Origin of the sequence: Rhodococcus sp. IEGM 1241 (assembly GCF_033142365.1) — a bacterium.
Taxonomy (GTDB): domain Bacteria; phylum Actinomycetota; class Actinomycetes; order Mycobacteriales; family Mycobacteriaceae; genus Rhodococcus_F; species Rhodococcus_F erythropolis.
On record NZ_JAWLSE010000005.1, the window covers coordinates 534,182 to 553,984 of the forward strand.

Annotated in this window: 14 protein-coding genes; 8 read left to right on the plus strand and 6 right to left on the minus strand. The window is 64.1% G+C overall.

The annotated features are described in order from the left end of the window. Positions 1–72: 72 nt before the first annotated feature. Both R4P70_RS23695 and R4P70_RS23700 read left to right on the plus strand, forming a co-directional pair. Positions 73–963: a RecB family exonuclease gene (locus tag R4P70_RS23695; RefSeq protein ID WP_370627683.1), complete on the plus strand. Its 891-nt coding sequence runs from the start codon at positions 73–75 to the stop codon at positions 961–963. 1 nt (position 964) lies between these two features. Continuing rightward, the gene (locus tag R4P70_RS23700; protein WP_019748522.1) at positions 965–1,774 is read left to right on the plus strand and encodes a thioesterase family protein; all 810 of its coding nucleotides are present in this window, start codon (positions 965–967) and stop codon (positions 1,772–1,774) included. A gap of 46 nt (positions 1,775–1,820) precedes the next feature. Here R4P70_RS23700 and hisG read toward each other — a convergent pair whose 3' ends face one another. From hisG to metH, 6 genes are all read right to left on the minus strand, one after another. Beyond that, positions 1,821–2,672, minus strand: a complete 852-nt coding sequence (gene hisG, locus R4P70_RS23705) for an ATP phosphoribosyltransferase (protein ID WP_003944905.1) — start codon at positions 2,670–2,672, stop codon at positions 1,821–1,823. Between the two features lie 97 nt (positions 2,673–2,769). After that, complete coding sequence (locus tag R4P70_RS23710) at positions 2,770–3,033, minus strand: phosphoribosyl-ATP diphosphatase (RefSeq protein WP_003944933.1); 264 nt, start codon at positions 3,031–3,033, stop codon at positions 2,770–2,772. A 59-nt stretch (positions 3,034–3,092) separates the two neighbouring features. Beyond that, a complete protein-coding gene (locus tag R4P70_RS23715; protein WP_411742486.1) occupies positions 3,093–3,953 on the minus strand; it encodes a pseudouridine synthase in 861 nt (286 codons plus the stop codon). A 57-nt stretch (positions 3,954–4,010) separates the two neighbouring features. After that, positions 4,011–4,871, minus strand: a complete 861-nt coding sequence (locus R4P70_RS23720; RefSeq protein ID WP_003944828.1) for a rhodanese-related sulfurtransferase — start codon at positions 4,869–4,871, stop codon at positions 4,011–4,013. 12 nt (positions 4,872–4,883) lie between these two features. Then, positions 4,884–5,582 carry an HAD family phosphatase gene (locus tag R4P70_RS23725; protein WP_317832070.1) on the minus strand — a complete coding sequence of 233 codons (699 nt, stop codon included), beginning with the start codon at positions 5,580–5,582 and terminating at the stop codon, positions 4,884–4,886. Further along, a complete protein-coding gene (gene metH / locus R4P70_RS23730) occupies positions 5,575–9,144 on the minus strand; it encodes a methionine synthase (protein ID WP_020907816.1) in 3,570 nt (1,189 codons plus the stop codon). The genes R4P70_RS23725 and metH overlap by 8 nt, the downstream gene beginning before the upstream one ends. Positions 9,145–9,312: 168 nt before the next feature. Between metH and R4P70_RS23735 the strand changes: the two genes are divergently transcribed. The 6 genes from R4P70_RS23735 to R4P70_RS23760 all read left to right on the plus strand — a co-directional run bounded on the left by R4P70_RS23735 (position 9,313) and on the right by R4P70_RS23760 (position 19,706). Beyond that, positions 9,313–10,167 carry a PAC2 family protein gene (locus R4P70_RS23735; protein WP_223257810.1) on the plus strand — a complete coding sequence of 285 codons (855 nt, stop codon included), beginning with the start codon at positions 9,313–9,315 and terminating at the stop codon, positions 10,165–10,167. Continuing rightward, positions 10,164–11,324, plus strand: coding sequence for an MFS transporter (locus R4P70_RS23740; RefSeq protein ID WP_387404665.1), 1,161 nt, complete (start codon positions 10,164–10,166; stop codon positions 11,322–11,324). The genes R4P70_RS23735 and R4P70_RS23740 overlap by 4 nt, the downstream gene beginning before the upstream one ends. Before the next feature lie 146 nt (positions 11,325–11,470). Next, positions 11,471–12,556, plus strand: coding sequence for a hypothetical protein (locus R4P70_RS23745; RefSeq protein ID WP_019748530.1), 1,086 nt, complete (start codon positions 11,471–11,473; stop codon positions 12,554–12,556). Between the two features lie 33 nt (positions 12,557–12,589). Next, positions 12,590–14,095: a TIGR02677 family protein gene (locus R4P70_RS23750; protein WP_019748531.1), complete on the plus strand. Its 1,506-nt coding sequence runs from the start codon at positions 12,590–12,592 to the stop codon at positions 14,093–14,095. Next, a complete protein-coding gene (locus R4P70_RS23755) occupies positions 14,092–15,534 on the plus strand; it encodes a TIGR02678 family protein (protein WP_021344333.1) in 1,443 nt (480 codons plus the stop codon). The genes R4P70_RS23750 and R4P70_RS23755 overlap by 4 nt, the downstream gene beginning before the upstream one ends. Continuing rightward, positions 15,531–19,706 carry a TIGR02680 family protein gene (locus R4P70_RS23760; RefSeq protein ID WP_317832075.1) on the plus strand — a complete coding sequence of 1,392 codons (4,176 nt, stop codon included), beginning with the start codon at positions 15,531–15,533 and terminating at the stop codon, positions 19,704–19,706. The genes R4P70_RS23755 and R4P70_RS23760 overlap by 4 nt, the downstream gene beginning before the upstream one ends. Positions 19,707–19,803: the final 97 nt, after the last annotated feature.

Genomic DNA, 19,803 nt, shown 5'->3' on the forward strand with positions numbered 1-19,803 from the left:
GTTCGCTTGTTTCCGGTGTCCTCGCCACCGGCTCCGACGGAGTTGTCGGACCAACCGCATAGCCTGCCAGGTGTGAGCTCTGTCGAATTGCCAACCCCCACTCCAACGGGTGCAACATCACAGGAGCGCCCGCGTAGTCGGCCGGCGCTCTCTCCTTCGCGTGCGGGTGACTACAAGCAATGCCCCCTGCTCTACCGGTTCCGAGCGGTCGACAGAATTCCGGAAACACCTACCAGAGCCCAGGTCAGAGGCACCGTCGTCCACGCGGCCTTGGAAGCGCTGTTTGCACTCCCCACCGGTCACCGGGTTCCCGATCGCGCAGCCGAACTCGTCCGTCCCGCGTGGGAACGTGTCAGTGCCGAGTCTCCCGAGGCAGCTGATCTGATTCCGGAAGACGAGCTGGACGCGTTTCTCGGCGAAGTCGGCAAGCTCGTCGCGACGTACTACACGCTCGAAGATCCCACTCGATTCGATGCCGAGGCGTGCGAGGTCTACGTCGAGACCGAGTTGGAGAACGGCGTTCGACTCCGCGGCTTCGTCGACCGGATAGACGTTGCACCGACCGGTGAGGTGAGGGTGGTCGACTACAAGACCGGAAAGGCACCCCGCGAGTTCACCGAGTCCAAAGCGCTCTTCCAGATGAAGTTCTACGCGCTCGTACTACTGCGCACTCGCGGAATCGTTCCCGCGCAACTGCGCCTGATCTATCTGGCCTCCGGCTCGATTCTCACGTACGCCCCGGATCACGACGAGCTCATTCGATTCGAGCGGACCCTCTCCGCCATTTGGAAGGCGATCCTCGCGGCAGGTGCGACCGGAGACTTCAGACCCAAGCCTGGCAAACTGTGCGACTGGTGCGATCACAAGTCACTGTGCCCCTCGTTCGGCGGAACACCACCGCCGTATCCAGGTTGGCCGGACCTGCTGAGCACCGAACCTGTTGCTGCAAAGGAGAATTCATAACATGACGGACAGTTCGTACTACCGCTACCTCGGAACCACGGAGGAAGGGCACGAGCGGTTCGCGAGCACGCAGGCGACTGTCAGCATCTGGGGCCCGACACTGCAGCACGGTGCTCCCCCGTCGGCGCTGTTGGTACGAGCACTCGAGCGGTGTGGTGCGCGCGACGAAACCCGTCTGACGCGCGTCGTCGTCGAGATTCTCGGGCCTATTCCGATTGCCGACCTCGAAGTCCGGTCGTGGATCGAACGCCCCGGTCGCCGAATCGAATTGATCGTCGCCGAGCTGTGGGCAACCACCGCCGACGGATCTGCCCGCGCGGTTGCGCGCGGTACGGCATGGCGGATGGAGACCGTCGATACCGGCGAGGTCGTCCACGTAGTCGATCCCCCGCTCGAACCCCGTGACAGCGGCACCCCGGGCGTTCTCGAGGGTCTCTGGAGCGTCGGCTACCTCAAGACCCTCGACTGGTCCTGGATTGCTCCGATCGGGTGCGTGGGAACCGGGAAGGTATGGGCGCGCCCCAAGCCCGAGCTGGTCGAGGGCGAGAAGATGTCTGCCCTCGAGCGTTTGTTCGCGGTGGCCGACATCTCCAACGGCGTCGGCGCCAAGCTCGACCCTGAGCACTGGACGTTCCTCAACACCGATCTCACGGTGCATATCTTCCGTGTACCCGAGGGCGAGTGGGTCGGTGTCGCCGCCGAAACCACTACCGGTCCGGACGGCGTCGGCATGTGTGCGGGAGTGCTCTACGACGAGCAGGGTGCCGTCGGCCGTATCGCCCAGACTTTGCAAATTCGCGCCCGTTCCTGATTTCCAGGAACGGGCGCGAATGCGCGTAAATCTATTCAGACGGTGATCAGAAAGCGCGTACCGAGCGGATGTTCGACGCGAGGATGGCCTTGGCGCCGAGTTCCGCCAAGGCATCCATCACCTGGTTGTGTCCCTTGATCGGAACCATCGCGCGAACCGCGACCCAGTCGGGGTCAGCCAACGGCGAGAGGGTCGGCGACTCCATACCCGGAGTCATCTTGATCGCGTCGTCGAGGATGGTGCGCGGGCAGTCGTAGTCGATCATCAGATTCTGCTGCGCGAAGACAATTCCGCGTACGCGTTCGATGAGCTGATTGCGTGCGGGATCGTCCTGCGGAGCGCCGGTGCGCTCGATCAGGACACCTTCGGAATCGCAGAGCGATTCACCGAAAGCAACGAGGTTGTGTTGGCGGAGAGTACGACCCGACCCGACCACGTCGGCGATCGCGTCGGCGACACCGAGCTGAATCGAAATCTCCACTGCTCCGTCGAGACGGATGACGGTTGCGTCGAGTCCGCGATCGGTGAGGTCCTTGCGGACAAGGTTCGGGTACGACGTCGCAATGCGCAGGCCGGACAGATCCTCAACGGCCCAGTCCTTGCCTGCCGGTGCTGCGTAGCGGAACGACGAACGGCCGAAGCCCAGTGACAGACGCTCGGATACGGGAGCGCCCGAGTCGCCGGCGAGATCACGACCAGTGATGCCGAGATCCAGCTCACCGGAGCCGACGTAGATCGCAATGTCCTTGGGACGCAAGAAGAAGAACTCGACCTGGTTGGCAGGATCGAGGACCGTCAGATCACGGGAATCGGTGCGTCGACGGTAGCCGGCCTCGCTGAGAATTTCGGCGGCGGACTCGGACAGTGAGCCTTTGTTGGGAACTGCTACGCGCAGCATGGTGGATGTCCTTTCGGAAGGTGTGGGTGACGTGAGACGACATGAATCGGAAGCCCTGGACGAGCGAGATGGCGAACATCTCGCTGGTCAGCTCCGATCACAGATGTCGGTACACGTCCTCGAGGGTCAGTCCGCGACCGACCATCAACACCTGCGTCCAGTACAGCAGCTGGGAAATTTCCTCGGCTAGCTGCTCATCGCTCTGGTATTCCGCAGCGATCCACACTTCACCGGCTTCCTCGATGACCTTTTTGCCCTGAGCATGCACACCGGCGTCGAGGGCGGCGACAGTGCCGGACCCCTCGGGGCGAGTAGCAGCACGCTCGGTCAATTCGGCGAACAAGGATTCGAAGGTCTTCACGGGTACACATTCTTTCACGAGGACGGAAGCGGTTTGCACACGCCCACGAACAGCGGTGTTCACAGGCCTGCGTCGAGGCTGCGCGAACTCACGAACCTGCGAGTCTGCCCGGTGATCGGATCCGGGTATTCCAACGCCCGCGCCAACAATCGCAACGGAGTCGAGAAGTCGCCGGGCACCGCGGGAAGGTACTCGGGGTAGTAATTGTCACCGACGATCGGGACGCCCAGCGAGTTGAGGTGCAGCCGAAGCTGATGGGTACGGCCGGTCCGTGGGAGCAACCTGTATCGGCCGAGAGTCCGGCCGGCCGAGTCGGTGATCGTCTCGATCAGTTCGATCGAAGTCTCACTGTTCGGCTCGCCATCGATCTCGGTAGCCGTCATCTCGCCGTGAACTTTGTTGATGCGGCTACGCACCGTGCGAGGGAAAGTCAGTTCCGGATCGAAGCCTGCAATCGCCTCGTATTCCTTGACGATCCGCTGCTCGGCAAAAAGTTCCTGGTACGGCCGTCGTAAGTCCGGTGTCGCCGTGAACACGATGACACCCGCCGTCATTCGGTCGAGGCGGTGAACGGGCGCAAGGTCCGGAAGATCCAGATCACGACGCAGTCGCACGACGGCGCTTTCGACGATGTGCGCTCCCCGTGGAATGGTCGCCAGGAAGTGCGGTTTGTCGATCACGAGAATGGAGTCGTCGCGGTACAAGATCTCGATCTCGTGCGGAACCGGAATCTCGGGGGCCGGCTCGCGGTAGAAGTACACGAAACGGGTCGGCTGATAGGGCGTTCGGCTCGTGATCTTCCGCCCGTGCTCGTCGACGACGTCTCCGGCATTCACGAGGTCCGCCCACAGGTCCCGCTCCCCCGGGTGCTCGCCGATCAGATGCTCGAGGACGGTATGCGCCGACGACTCCGCCGGCATCCGCAGACGGTCGGGTCCGAGACCGTTTCGGATCGGCAACGGAGCCTTGGGCACTGCTCAGTCCTGCTCGAGGTCTGGTGAACAACTCTCGCAGAGCAATTCGAGGGTGCGGCCGTCGCCGTCGATCCGATTGCGGTACCGCGGTGTCGGAGTACCACAATCGACACACACGCCGAGTGTCTTGGCTTCGGATGAGAACTCGATGTTCATCCGCTTGTCGAACACGTACAGGGAGCCGTCCCAGAGGCCCCGGTCGCCGAAAGTCTCGCCGTAACGGACGATTCCGCCGTCCAACTGGTAGACCTCGTCGAAGCCGCGCGAGCGCATCAGCGAAGACAACACCTCACAGCGCACTCCGCCGGTGCAGTAGGTGACTACGGCTTTGCCCTTGAGATGGTCGTATTTTCCACTGTCGAGTTCGTCGACGAAATCGCGGGTGGTGGCGACGTCCGGAACTACCGCATCCCGGAAGCGGCCGATCTCGGCTTCGAAGGCGTTGCGGCCGTCGAAGAACACAACGTCGTCACCGCGACTGTCGACGAGTTCGTGTAGTTCCTTGGGCGCCAGATGAACTCCGCCACCGACAACACCGTTCTCGTCGACTTTCAGCTCGTCGGGGGCTCCGAACGTCACGATCTCCGAGCGAGCCTTGACGCTGAGGCGAGGGAAGTCGTTTCCGAGTCCGTCCGACCACTTGATGTCAGCGGTACGGAACGGCTCGTAGCCACGCGTTCCGCGGACGTATCGCTTGACATCCTCGATGTCTCCGCCGACCGTCGCATTGATTCCGTGAGGCGAGACGATGATCCGGCCCGTCAGGTTGTTGGACTCGGCCAGGCTGTGCTGCCACAGCTTGATCGCTTCCGGGTCCGCCAATGGCGTGAACTGGTAGAACAGAACAATTTTCGGAATAGCCACAGCAAATCCAGCCTAACGTGCCGCGCTCGAGTGAACGTCGTGAAGATCGTGAATGGACAAGTCCACCAGAGACTCTCGAAACACGCGTCCTGGACCCTCCGGGACATCGACCTCACACGGAACGACGAGCACCGCGCAACCCGCGGCGCTTGCCGACGCAGTACCGGTCGGCGAGTCCTCGATCGCGAGGCACTGCGCCGGTTCGAGTCCGAGCAGATGCGCTCCGCGCAGGTACGGATCCGCCGCCGGTTTTCCGTTGGGAACCTCGTCGCCGCACACCGAGTGCTCGAAGAATTCACGGCCGAGCATGCCGAGTGCCCGATCGACCAGTACTCGCTCGGTGTTGGTGACCAGTGCAGAACGCAGACCACCGTCACGCACGGTCGCCAGTGCATCGCGAGCACCCGGCCGCCAGGTCACGCCGTCCTCGAACAGATCGCCGACGCGGGTGTACATCCAGTCCTTCGCCTCGGCGACGGCATCGGGATGCTTCTCCAAGCCGAGGGCGTCGAACACCGTCGCCAGGGCGAAGGGGCTCGACGCACCGATGACGGCGATGCGTGTCGCTTCCGTCATCGGTCCGCCCAGGCGTAGGGACAACTCACGAAGCGCGATGTCCCACAGCTTCTCCGAATCGAGCAGGGTGCCGTCCATGTCCCACAGGACACCACCGAGGGTCGATTCGGATACCTCGGTTAACAGTTCAGACATTGAAATACTTTGCTTCCGGGTGGTGCAGGACAAAAGCGTCCGTGGACTGCTCGGGATGCAGCTGCAGTTCTTCGGACAATTCGACGCCGATTCGCTCGGGTTCGAGCAACGCCACCAACTTGGCACGATCCTCGAGGTCCGGGCACGCGCCGTATCCGAACGAGTAACGAGCGCCGCGGTACTCGAGATCGAAGTAACCGGCAACCTCGGTCGGGTCCTGCTCCGCGACGGTATGCCCCTCGGGAAGCACAAGCTCTTCACGAACGCGTCGATGCCAGTACTCGGCCAGAGATTCCGTGAGCTGGACGCCGATTCCGTGAACTTCGAGGTAATCACGGTACGAGTTCGACGCGAACAACTCGTTGGCGAAGTCCGCGATCGGCTGACCCATCGTCACCAACTGGAACGGAAGTACGTCCACCTGGCCGGTCGCTTCTGCTTCCTTACGCGAGCGCACGAAGTCAGCGATGCACAGGAAACGGTCGCGGTGCTGACGCGGGTAGGTGAACCGGAACCGTTCAGGTGCATCCGGTTTCGGTTCGGTGAGCACGATGACGTCATCGCCCTCCGAGATCGCCGGGAAGTAGCCGTACACAACCGCGGCGTGCGCGAGAATGCCCTCGGACGTCAGCCGATCGAGCCAGTACCGGAGCCGCGGACGGCCTTCCGACTCGACCAGTTCCTCGTACGTCGGACCGTCGCCCTTGCGCTGACCGCGAAGGCCCCACTGGCCGAGGAAGAGAGCGCGCTCGTCGAGCAGCCCCGAGTACTCGGACAGAGAGATTCCCTTGACGATGCGCGAGCCCCAGAACGGCGGTGTCGGCACCGCAATGTCGGTAGCGACATCGGAACGCTCCGGCAGGACGACGGGAACCGCTGCAGCTTTACGCTTTTCGGCGATGCGCTTGGAACGCTCGTGACGAGCCTTACGCTCGGCAGCCTTCTCGCGAGCAGCGATGGCCTCTGGGCTGTCCGGCGCCGGGCCGCCGCCGCGCTTGGTCGTCATGATCTGGTCCATCAAGTTCAGACCCTCGAAAGCGTCGCGGGCATAGCTGACGTCGCCCTCGTACACCTCCTGCAGATCGTTCTCGACGTACGAACGCGTCAGCGCGGCACCACCCAGCAAAACCGGGAACTGTTCCGAGACACCGCGAGAGTTCAGTTCCTTGAGGTTGTCCTTCATGACCACTGTCGACTTCACGAGCAGTCCGGACATGCCGATGACATCGGCCTTGTGCTCGATCGCAGCATCGAGAATGGTCGCGATGGGCTGCTTGATGCCGAGGTTCACGACGTCGTAACCGTTGTTACTCAAGATGATGTCGACAAGGTTCTTGCCGATATCGTGGACGTCGCCCTTGACCGTCGCAATGACGAGGCGGCCCTTGCCGTCGTCGTCCGTCGCTTCCATGTGCGGCTCGAGGAACGCAACTGCTGCCTTCATGACCTCGGCGGACTGCAGAACGAACGGCAACTGCATCTGTCCGGAACCGAACAGTTCACCGACGGTCTTCATGCCCGAAAGCAGTGTCTCGTTGATGATTTCGATCGGGGACTTGACCGTCATCGCTTCGGTGAGATCGTCGTCGAGGCCGTTGCGCTCGCCGTCGACGATACGACGCTCGAGCCGGTCGAACAACGGAAGTCCGGCGAGTTCCTGCGCACGGGACTCGCGCGCCGACGCAGCCGAGACACCCTCGAACAGAGCCATCAGCTTCTGCAGCGGGTCGTAGCCCTCGCTACGACGGTCGTAGACCAGGTCGAGTGCGGTTTCACGCTGCTCGTCCGGAATTCGCGCCATCGGCAAAATCTTGGACGCGTGAACGATCGCCGTGTCCAGACCGGCCTCGGTGCACTCGTGCAGGAACACCGAGTTGAGGACCTGACGTGCCGCCGGGTTCAAACCGAACGAAATGTTCGAGATACCCAGGGTGAAGTGCAGTTCCGGGTACGCAGCCTTGAGCTGACGGATGGCTTCGATGGTCTCGATGCCGTCGCGTCGCACCTCTTCCTGACCGGTGGAGATGGGGAAGGTCAAGGCGTCGACGATGATGTCGGACTCGGCGAGTCCCCAGTTTCCCTTGATGTCCTCGATCAGACGCTTGGCGATGGCGACCTTGGTCTCGGCGGTGCGAGCCTGGCCCTCTTCGTCGATGGTCAGGGCGACGACCGCCGCGCCGTGCTCCTTGACCAACGTCATGATCTTGTGAAAACGCGATTCGGGGCCGGCGCCGTCCTCGTAGTTGACGGAGTTGACAGCGCAGCGGCCACCGAGGTGTTCGAGACCGGCCTGCAACACGGCAGGCTCGGTGGAGTCGAGCATGATCGGCAGCGTCGAGGACGTCGCCAGACGGCTGGCCAGTTCCGACATGTCGGCGGCACCGTCGCGGCCCACGTAGTCGACGTTGAGGTCGAGCATGTGTGCGCCGTCGCGGGTCTGGTCCTTGGCGATGTCCAGGCACTTCTGGTAGTCCGCGGAGAGCATTGCCTCGCGGAAAGCCTTGGAGCCGTTGGAGTTCGTGCGTTCACCGATCATCAGGATGCTGGCGTCCTGCTCGAACGGCACCGCCGAGTACAGCGAAGAGGTACTCGGCTCGTGGATCGGGGTGCGCTGGGCCTTCTCGACCTGACGGACCGCGTCGGCGACCGCGCTGATGTGCTCGGGTGTCGTACCGCAGCAGCCGCCTACGAGGCCGAGTCCGAACTCGGAAACGAAACCACTGAGGGCTTCGGCCAATTCGTCGGCGGTCAGCGGGTACTCGGCGCCCTTGGGGCCGAGCTGCGGCAGACCGGCATTGGGCATGACCGACACCGGCAGCGTCGAGTACTTGGACAGGTGCCGGAGATGTTCGCTCATCTCGGCCGGCCCGGTGGCACAGTTCAGGCCGATCATGTCGATACCGAGTGGCTCGAGTGCCGTCAGCGCCGCACCGATCTCACTGCCCAGGAGCATCGTTCCAGTTGTCTCTACCGTCACGTGCGTGATGATCGGCAACCGCAGTCCGAGTTGCTCCATCGCGCGCTGACTGCCGAGAATGGCCGCCTTCACCTGAAGCAGGTCCTGGCAGGTTTCGACGAGGATGGCGTCGGCGCCACCGTCGATCATGCCGAGCGCAGCTTCGGTGTACGCGTCACGAAGGACTGCGTACGGTGCGTGCCCGAGGCTGGGGAGCTTGGTTCCCGGTCCCATCGAGCCGAGTACGAATCGGGCCATGCCGTCGCGGCCTGGTCCCATCTCGTCCGCTACTTCACGGGCGAGAGCAGTGCCTTTTTCCGCGAGTTCGCGGATCCGGTGAGAGATGTCGTAGTCGGCGAGGTTGGGCAGGTTGCAACCGAAGGTGTTGGTCTCGACGGCATCGGCACCAGCGGCGAAGTACGCACGGTGGATGTCTTTGAGCACGTCGGGACGGGTGTCGTTGAGGATCTCATTGCACCCCTCGAGGCCGAGGAAGTCGTCCAGGGTGAGGTCCGCGGCCTGCAACATGGTGCCCATCGCTCCGTCGCCGATGACAACGCGCTGTTTCAGCGCATCAAGCAGGGCAGAGTTAAATGGGGCAGACATGCCGTCCAGAGTAGTGGGCGCACCGACAAGCTCTGGCCGTAGGCTGGGTGGGTGAGTCCAAGTGAGTTCCCCGTCACTCCCGACGGCCCGGTCGATTTCGACGATTCCGCGGCCTTCGAGAGCCCTGACGGCTTTGCCGTCGACAGCAGCGACCGCCTCGAGGGCGACATCCCTGTCCTACGTGATCCCATCCTCGTTGCAGCTTTCGAGGGCTGGAACGACGCCGGTGACGCAGCCAGCGGTGCGGTCGAACATCTCGAGCTGATCTGGGATGCCCAGCCGCTCGCCGAACTCGATTCCGAGGACTACTACGACTACCAGGTCAACCGTCCCACGGTCCGTCAGGTCGACGGTGTCACTCGCGAAATCGTTTGGCCGGCAACACGTTTGTCGGTCTGTTCACCTCCAGGCAGTGAGAGCGACATCGTCCTTCTTCGCGGGATCGAACCCAACATGCGGTGGCGCAGTTTCTGCGAGGATCTGCTCGAGTTGATCGACCAACTGAACGTCAAGACCGTGGTCATCCTCGGAGCCCTGCTCGCCGATACTCCGCACACCCGCCCGGTGCCGGTCACGGGCACGGCGTACAGCAGCGAATCCGCGGCACGATTCAACCTCGAACAGACCCGATACGAAGGCCCGACAGGCATCACCGGAGTTCTTCAGGATGAGTGCGTTCGTGCTGGTGTACCCGCTATTTCGTTCTGGGCAGCGGTTCCGCACTACGTCTCGCAGCCACCCAACCCGAAGGCCACAGTGGCCCTCCTTCAACGAGTCGAGGATGTTCTCGACATCGAGGTCCCCCTCGGTGAACTCCCAGCTCAGTCGGAGGATTGGGAGGAAGCGGTCAACGAAATGACCGCGGACGACGAGGAAATCGGCGAATACGTGCGCACCCTGGAAGAGCGGGGAGACGCCGAAACCGACATCAGCGAAGCAATCTCCAAGATCGACGGCGACGCCATCGCCGCGGAATTCGAGCGCTACCTCAGACGGCGAGGACCCGGCAGCTTCGGACTGTGAGCAAGAACACTCCAGTAGAAGGTGGAAGTACACAGCGCCCACTGCGCCTCCGGCTTCAACTGATCGCGCTGTACGCCGGCGGGTTCCTCGGCCCGTTCGGCGGCGGCGTGGTTGCTTCGATCCTCCCCGAGATCGGTGACGATCTAGGGGTCGGACCGTCGGCGGCCGCCTCCTCCCTCACCGCGTACCTGCTCCCCTTCGCCGCTCTGATGTTGGTGTCGGGGACGCTCGGGACACGGTGGGGCAAGGTCCGGACGGTGCGGATCGCATACGGCGTCTACGTCTTCGCGTCGTTGGCATGCTTTCTCGCCCCGACACTCGAGATCTTCCTGGCCGCCCGGGTACTGCAGGGCTCCGCGAACGCATTCACCACGCCGCTGTTGCTTGCTTCGTTGGCGGCCGCAACTCCGCAGGCTCGGTTGGGTCGAGCCCTCGGTGCCTTCGGCGCATTCCAGGCGGCAGGGCAGTCGTCGGCTCCGTTGATCGGCGGACTGGCGGCCGAATTCGACTGGCGTCTGGCCTTTCTCGTCATCGCAGTGGTCGCGGGCATTCTGGGAGCCGTCGGACTCCCGAAGTCCGAAGCACCGGCAGCGACCACCCCCGCCCGTCTCCGCGATGCATTACGCCCCGAAGTGCTCCGCATCGGTATCGCTGCATTGCTCGGCTGGGGCGCCCTCGGTGGACTGAGCTTCCTGCTCGCCTTCCGCTTCGAAGACGAGTTCGGGCTGTCCCCCACCGTCCGCGGCCTACTGCTCACCGTCTTCGGCGTGGCCGGCATCCTCTCGGCCCGGCGCATCGGAATCCTCATCGATCGCATCGGCGCACGCTCCTCCGTGATGATCGGTGCACTGGGCGGAGCAGTTCTGGTCTCCGTCGTCGGCCTTGCCGGCTTGGTGCCGGTGATCGCGATCGCATGGTTTGTCGCAGGTGTCGCGAGCCAGTTCGTCCTTGTCGGCGTCAACGCGGCGGTGCTCGGATCCGCGGGGCCCAACCGTGGCGGCGCCGTGTCGGTCGTCCAAGCGATGCGCTTCGGCGGCGCCGCTCTTGCTCCCCTGGCCCTGACACCGATTTACGACTCTTCGCCTGCCGCGAGCTTCATGATCCCCGCACTATTGCTCGCCGTCGTCGCTCCCCTGATCATGCCGAAGCAACGCTGATCGGTCTCGGCAGTTTCGAATTTGAAGTTGTGTAGGTAGTGAGTTTGTCGGCGAAAGCGACCACCGTTGTCGCGAGGCTGCCACGGCGAACATTGTTCGGAAAATCTTGCGTTTCCGTCGTCGACGGATATTGATACCATCGGAACATGAGCGAATCTGAGTCGGAACCGGAACGGCCGATCGACATTTTTCGGCGATCGGTTGCCGTCATCGAAGAAAATTTGCCTCCTACCTGGTCTTTGTCGACACAGCGCTCCCCCGACCTGTCCGAGGCGCCACTCCGACTCGACCTCCGCTCCCCTGACGGCGCGGTGGCCAAATTCGGCGTCTACGCCGCTCACGGTGTCCTGAGCAGCGACGTTCCCGGTATCGCCGATCGCTTCCCCACCGGTCAACCCGGCTTCGTGTGCGCAAAATATCTGTCCGAGCCGGTCCGCCGGCAGCTCGATTCCCACGCGATCTCGTACGCAGACGCCACGGGCAACGTGTCGTTGACCGCTGATCGACCCGCCGTCTGGGTGCGTGGACGCGGAGCCGACGCCGATCCGTGGCGGGGGCCCGGACGTCCTTCCGGACAGTTGACGGGCGATCCGTCAGCTCGCGTCGTGCGTGCGCTTGCCGATTTCGCGGCGCCACTGGCGATCACTGCCTTGGTGCGCCTGGCCGGTGCGTCGACGGGAGCAACCTATCGGGTGGTTCAGACACTGTCGGATCGTGAACTGGTGACCAGGCTCCCCCGCGGTGGGATCGGTGACGTCCGCTGGCCGAAGATGCTTCGTGAATGGGCGGCTGAAGCCGGCGCCAAAGCGCCGACGCCTCACGGCTTTCACGCGCCGGACGGGTTGGAAGCACTCTTCGATCAACTGCGTCAGCTCAGCGGTCACATCTACGCCGGTACCGCCTCGGTGGCCGCGGCACCCTTTGCTCGGTACGCGCCCACTCGACGTGCCCACTTCCATGCCGACAACGTCGATCAGTTCGCCGACGCTCTCGGACTACGGCGGGTGGAATCCGGCGGTGACGTGTGGATCACCGCTCCCCTCTCACCGTCTGCCTTCGACCGATTGCTCACCCGCGACGGCATCCGCATCGTCGCCCCCAGCCAAGCGTTCGCCGATCTGCTGGTCGGCCCGGACTCCGACGAGGCGGCGGCCGAGCACCTGCTCACATGGATGATCGAGAACGAATCGCAGTGGCGACGCGCCGCATCCCCTGCTACGGATCGCCCGTAGGAAAAAGAGGGGGCGTCTCTCGCCTACCCTGTCATGGTGGAAGAAACGAGTGCGCCCGATTACGCCGCGTACGCCGACACCAATCGACTGAAGCTGTTTTCGTTCACGATCGCGGAAAAACGGGCCGAGTACCTCTGGGTACTTCGTGCCTTCGACCATGCTCGCGCCAACTACACCGTCCTGCTGCATGCCGGAGCCGTCGCGCAAATCCTCGAGAAGATCGGTGGATCGGATCCGGCGGCCGATCTGTCGGCAGCAGAGGTCACTCCCCTGTTGGATCAGCTCCATGTGTGGGAGATCCTCGAGCGCAGCTACGACGGCACCCGCGCGGCCACGCTGGCCGAGTACCGCAATCGCCACTTCGTCTACCAGTTCGGTCAGGCCGGATACCAGGTCTATCGATCAGTCGAAGACGTTCTCGCCGCACGCCTGGACTCGGCCTCGCTCTCGCGTCTCGCTCTGCCGGACCTGCTCGCAGACATGTCCGAACTCGCCGAGGCCAACCGAAGCTCCGACGGCGATCTGATCTTCCGCAAGCTCAAGCGCCTCGACTCGACACTCTCCGACATGGCCGATCGAGCCGCGCACTTCTATCTGACCCTCGGCGACCTCGTACGGACCACGGAGATCACTCCGCAGGCTTTCCTCACGCACAAGGACGCTCTGCTCACGCACATGCGGGAGTTCAGCTCCGATCTGGCGCGCTACGCCCCCAAGCTCAAGGAAGCGATCGAGCACGTCGAATCCACCGGGGTCGATCGCATGATCCGCCTCGCCGCCGCCAGTGACGAACGGGTGTTCGTCCCGATCACCGAACGCGAAGACGACTGGGCTGCGCGTTGGCGAGGATTGACCGCCTGGTTCGTCTCCGCGGAATCGGGGATCAGCGAGTCCGAGCGTCTACGTGAGGGCACGATGAGCGCGATCGCCGCGGTTCTCGCGCTCCTTCGCCGCGTCACGGAAACCCGTCGCGGCGGTGTCAGCCGCGAGAGCCAGCTCCGGCACCTCGCCGGCTGGTTCGCCGCCACGCCGTCCGAAGACGCAGCTCATGCTCTGTTCCAGGCAGTGTTCGACCTCGGCCGTCCACGCCACCTCTCGATGGTGCATCCGGACGCCGACATCATTTCTCACTCACGTTCGTGGTGGGAGGCACCGCCGGTCGAGATCGCGCGAACACTCGCCGAAACCGGCCGCCCGCCCTCACCAGGATTGCCGAGCAAGGTCGCCCGCAACGACGGCAGCATCCGCCGTCTGCGCGAAGAGCAATTGGCGGCGCAACGTACGCGCAGCGCCGCGGCGCAATCACTCGCGTCGAACGGCGTCTATCAGCGTGAACTCAACGAGCAGGAGACCGAAGTTTTGCTGAGTCTGCTCAATGCAGCACTGACCGCGCGCGTTCCGGTGGTGGGACGCGTCAAGAGCTCCACCGGTAGTGAGAACGGGGTGAAGCTGACGCTCAGTCCCTCGGACGGTTCGACCACCATCAAGACCGCCCGCGGGCGTATGCACCTCGACGGCATCGAGGTCAGTGTTCGATGAGAGCCCGCGAGATCACGCCCCTTGCCCTCGACTCGTATCAACGCGCGGCGCGAGTGATCCTGTCCAACCACCTGATCACCTCGACGTACCCGGATCGAATTGCGTTGCCGCTCTTGCGCCGTTGGGCCACCGAGCTGCGTGACGACCTACTCGAACTGTTCGGCTACCGCCTCGAGGTGACGGAGACCACCGCGCGCCTGTTCACGGTGTCGGATCGACTCAACCCGTCGGCACCGGCCCGAACTGCCTCCGAGCGAACCTTCGATCGCACGCGTTACGCCTACCTGGCATTGTGCCTGGCCGCGTTGGGCCGCGCCGGGAACCAGATCACGTTGTCGGAGTTGGCGGATCACGTCGCGGCTGACGCTGCGCAAGTGGACGGCGTCGAACTCTCCACCGATCGTGCGTCGGACCGCGACGCCTTCGTCGACGCAGTGGGCTGGCTCGGCGTCAGAGGCGCCATCGCCCTCGCCGACGGTGACGCAAACGGCTGGGCGTCCAATCCCGAAGCGGGAGAAGCGCTCTACGACATCGACCGTTCCGTCGTCGTGGCCCTGTTCCGTCCGCCGCGCGCCCTGCAGCACCTGCACTCCATCCGCGGACTCCTGGCCACGGAGACCTCGAGCGCCGCCGAGGACGACGGAATTCCTGTGGACGCGAAAGAGATCGGACGCCGAGTGCGTCGGGCACTGGTCGAGCGGCCGGTCGTACTGGCGGGTGAACTCGATCAGCACGAATTGATCGCCTTGGCGCAGCCCAAGACCGCGTCGGAAGTCGAACTACTGACGGGGTTGGTGGCCGAGCGTCGCGCCGAGGGAATCGCGATGATCGATCCCACCGGTCGCCTCTCCGACGTCCGCTTCCCGAGCACCGGAACGATCGCCCAGGTTGCGCTACTCCTCGCCGGCGAGATTGCCGACCGCGTACTCGACGTCGACGCTCCGGAGCTGCCGAAACTTCCGATCCCGCACGTGTCGGACGATCACCTGATCGAACAACTCGATGCCGCCATCCCCGAGGCCGGGATCTTCGAGGACCTCGCCGACGAGGACGACGATTTCGTGCTGCCTGCCGGCGAACCGGCCGAGCCCCCGGAACCCGTCACGTACCCGATGATCGACGACGACTGGCTCGCCGACAAGGTCACCGAGTTGGTGGACCAGTTCGGTCGCACGTTTGCAGCGCAATGGCAGGCCGATCACAACGGGCTGCGCAAGCAGGCGCTCGGGTTGCTGCAACGTCTGCGCCTGACGCATGCGGTCGACGGCGGCGTACTGGTGTTGCCCGTCCTGGCCCGGTACCGCGACGTCGTGGTCTCCGTACGCGAACGCGATCCTCAGATCGACTTCGCGGTAGACAACTCCGCACCGGATCCGGTCGACGAATTCGGCCCCGAATCTTCCACCAACGGCGAACTATCAGAGGTAGAGAACGTATGAGCAACGCCCGCTTCCGACCTACTCGGGCTGGAATCATCAACCTCTGGGATTACCGAGACCAGGAGTTCTCGTTCGCCGACGGTCGACTGGTCCTACGAGGGCCAAACGGATCCGGTAAGACCAAGGCCCTCGAGGTCTTGTTCCCGTTCGTTTTCGACGGCCGCATCGAACCGCGGCGCCTCAACCCCTTCGCCGGTGAAGAGCGCACGATGAAGTCCAACCTTCTCTACCGGGGCCAGGACAGCGCGCACTCCTACGTGTGGATGGAGTTCTGCCGCGGCTCCCTCGAAGATCCCGAGTCGGTGACCGTGGGAATCGGCATGCGTGCAACCCGCACCAACGACAAGGTCACCCGCTGGTACTTCGTCGCCGACGGCCGCGTCGGAGTCGACTTCTCGCTGATCGGCAACGACGATCGTCCTCTCACCAAGAAGCAGTTGGCCGAACAACTCGGCAGCGATTCCATCACCGACCGTCCCCTCGACTACCGCACCGCGATCGACGCGCGAATGTTCGGTCTCGGAGTGCAGCGCTACGACCAGCTGATCAATCTCATTCTCACGCTTCGCCGTCCCCAGCTCGCGAAGAACCTTGATCCGAAGGGCCTTTCGCAAGCGCTCACCGACGGCCTCCGTCCACTCGACGACCAACTCGTCCTCGAAGCTGCGCGTTCGTTCAGCGATATGGAAGAGGTCGGCCGCGCGCTCGAGGGGCTCGCAGCCGCGGATCAGGCAGCGCAGAGTTTCATCGGCGTCTACACCAAGTACCTGCGTCAGCAGTCGCGCGGAGAGATCGAACAGGTCAGCACCCGCCTCGCAGCAGTCACCAGAGGCGTTGCCGCCATGGACGAGTCGTCGCTCGCCCAGACCCGCAGCCGTGAAGCCCGGGCAGCAGCCGAGGAGCGCTTCAACCAGGCCGAGCAGGCACTCGAGAACGCGCGCGCCAATGTCGAGGCGTTGCAACGCTCGAGCGCCTACGAAGGCAAACAGCAGCTCGACGATCTCGCCCAGGCCGTCTCGACGCTCAAGCTCTCGACCGAGCAACAGGCAGACAAGTCGAGGAAGGCGCAGGCTGCACTCGCGCAGCGCGGCGACGAAGCCGACAAGGCCGCATCGTCGGTCAAGCGTGCAGCCGAGGCACTCTCACGTGCCGAGGACGAACTGCAGGCAGCCGCCGAGGACGCCGGCATCGTCTGGACTCCCCTGCCCGACGGCTCACGCAGCGACCAGATCACCGCAGCAGTGCGTGGCCATGCCGAGGAGCGTGACGGCGACGTACGCGTCGTCCGCACTGCGCTCGCGACCGTCGAGAAGGCCGCTACCGAACGAACCCGGGCCGAAAACAGCTCGCGCCGTGGACAAGAGCTGCTCGAAGCGTCCAAGGCCGCTGTGCTCGAGGGCGAAGCTGCCGTGGAACTCGCACGCAGTCAGTGCGCCAGCGGGCTGCGCGCGTGGTGGACCGATCACTCCTCCCTGTTTTCGGCTGTCGGCGCGGACACGTCGCTGTTCGAGGCTCTCGACGCGGCGCTCGCCGAAGTCGGCGACGAGGACGCTCCGGCGCTGTCCGCAGTTCTCACCGAGCACACCGAGGCAGGCACCGAGACGCTGCGCGAGCGACGTCGTGAGGCCGAAGCTGAAATATCTGCATCACACGCCTCCATCGCAGCTCTGAAATCCGAGCGCAAGGCCGTCTCGGCGGAACATGACGATGCTCCGCCGGCCTTCCACGCACGCACCGACAACCGCAGTGATCTGGGTGGGGCGCCGCTGTGGCAGCTGGTGCGCTTCGCCGATTCAGTCGAACCAGACGTGGCTACGGGAATCGAATCCGCACTCCAGGCGGCAAATCTGCTGGACGGCTGGGTCTGCCCCGACGAAACGATTCCCGATCACGTCAGTGAGCAGTTCCTGACCGCTCTGCCGGTCAAGCAGCGCCCGAAGGGACGAACGCTGGCCGACGTCCTCGAGGTCGAAGGCAATGCCGACGTACCCGACGCTCGGGTACAGGACATTCTCGCGTCGATCAGTCTCGTCGAGGCACCGGGCGACTCCGATGCCAGCGTCGCGATCGGCGTCGACGGCCGCTTCTGGCAAGGTGTCGCGCGTGGCCGGCACGTCAAGGCCGACGCCGAGTACATCGGCACGACAGCGCGGGCGCGTCGACGCGAAGCTCGGATCACCGAGATCGACGCGGCTCTGGAAGAACTTGCCGCGGCAGTCGATGCAGCCAAGGCACTGGTGACGCAGACCAACGAGCAGCTGAGCCGAATCAACTCTGCGGCAAAGGAATTGCCGAAGACAGGATCGATCCTCCGCGCACTCAAAACTGTCACCGAATCCGCCGGTGCACTCCGCACTCGCTCGGAGGCCACGGAAACGGCACAACGCGAACTCGATGCGGCGATCGCCGATCTCGCGGCGAAGGAAAAGCAACTCCGGGCGACGGCGTCGCAGCACCGGACCCCGCATATCGGCCGTGAACTCGACTCCCTCGCGGCGGCGATCCGTCATTTCGAGAAGCAGGGCGAACTGGCGCTGCGCTGCCGACGCGAGCATGCCAAGGAAGTCGAACTCGAACGCGAGTCTCGCGACCGTCTCGACGAATCACGCGCCAATGCGGAGGAATTCGCCGAGGAAGCCGCCATCGCCGAGGAGAGTCTGCTTCAGCAGGTCCAGCGCCTCGAGACACTGCGCGACACCCTCGGGGCCAGCGCCGAGCAGATCGACCTCGACCTGGCAAAAGCCCGCGCGAAGATCGAAGAATGCAAGGTCGAACAGCGTGCTGCGCGAAAGGCGTACGACGCCGCCGTCCTCCAGATCGGCACGGCAGAGGGTGCGTACAACACCGCCGTCGAGACGCTTCGGCACACCCTGACCGAAACCCGCAGTGATGCGGAGCGACTCGCACCCTATGCGCGCCCGGACCTTCTCGAGTTGTTGGGCGTCAAGGAACATCTGAGCTGGCCGGCAAGTTCAGCGGCGTGGATGAGCCCCGATCAGTTGGTCTACCGCATCCAGAACGAAGATCGCAGCGAGGATGCGGCCCACCCGCCCGTCCTCCCCGAAGACGTCGACAAGTTGTACCGAGCGCTCGAGGCTGCGACCTCGGCGGTGCGTGTCACCGACGGAGCCCGCAAGGCAAGCCGCACGGCACTGACCTCGGCGTTGCAGGACTTCGACGCCCAACTCGCGGCGGCCGGACAGGACTACCGCCTGCAGTGGGATGCACCGGACGGACTGACCGTCGTACGAGTGCAGGACGATCAGGGCTATTCGTCGATCGGTGAATTCGCAACGCGGATCCACGATGCTCGCGGCGATCAGGAGCAGTTGCTCACCGAATCCGAGCGTCGCATTCTCGAAGATGCCCTGCTGACCGGATTGGCTCAGCAGATCCACGAGCGCACGGTCGACGCACGCGTGTTGATCGCACAGATGGGCACGGAGATGCGTGAGCGTCGGATGTCCTCGGGCAACACCATCGGCGTTCACTGGGTGCTCGCCGACAACCTCGACGACAGCTCGCGGGCGATCTCCAAGCTGCTGGATCGAGACGCGTCGGCCCTCGGCGTCGATGAACTCGCTACTCTGCGAGCTCATTTCGCGACCCAGATCCGTACCGCCCGCGCGGCGCACCCCGAACGCTCGTACCCGGAAATCCTGTCCTCGGCGCTCGACTACAGGCAGTGGCGCGTGTTCTCGTTCACCCTCATCAGCGGTGAGGGCAAGGAAGACCGCCTTACCGTCGCGCGGCACAGCGCGCTGTCCGGTGGCGAGCAGTCGGTTTCGCTGCACCTTCCTTTGTTCGCCGCGGCGCACGTCATGCTGGACTCGGCCGACCCGCACGCCCCGCGTCTGCTGGCACTGGACGAGGCCTTCGCCGGTGTCGACGACAACGGACGCAGCGAGCTGCTCGGCTTGAGCGTTCAGTTCGACCTGGATCTCTTCATGACCGGCTACGACCTGTGGATCACGTACGCAGACGTCCCCGGCTGTGCGCACTACGACCTCGCGCACTCCACGGCCGAACAAGCGGTCAGCGCCGCGCTGCTGGTGTGGTCGAACGGTGAGCTGCTCGCCGAGCACGACGGAACGGATCTGGCGCGGGCATTGGGCTCGCCGCTACGGCGCCGGGTGCCGACACCAGCCGAAGGTGCGTTGGACTACGCCTAGAAACTGCTGTGCGCCTTTATTAAACCCCCCCGGGGAAAAAAAGCGCACAGCACGGGTTCATCCAAAACCAATAACCACCCCGGCGGCGACCGCATCG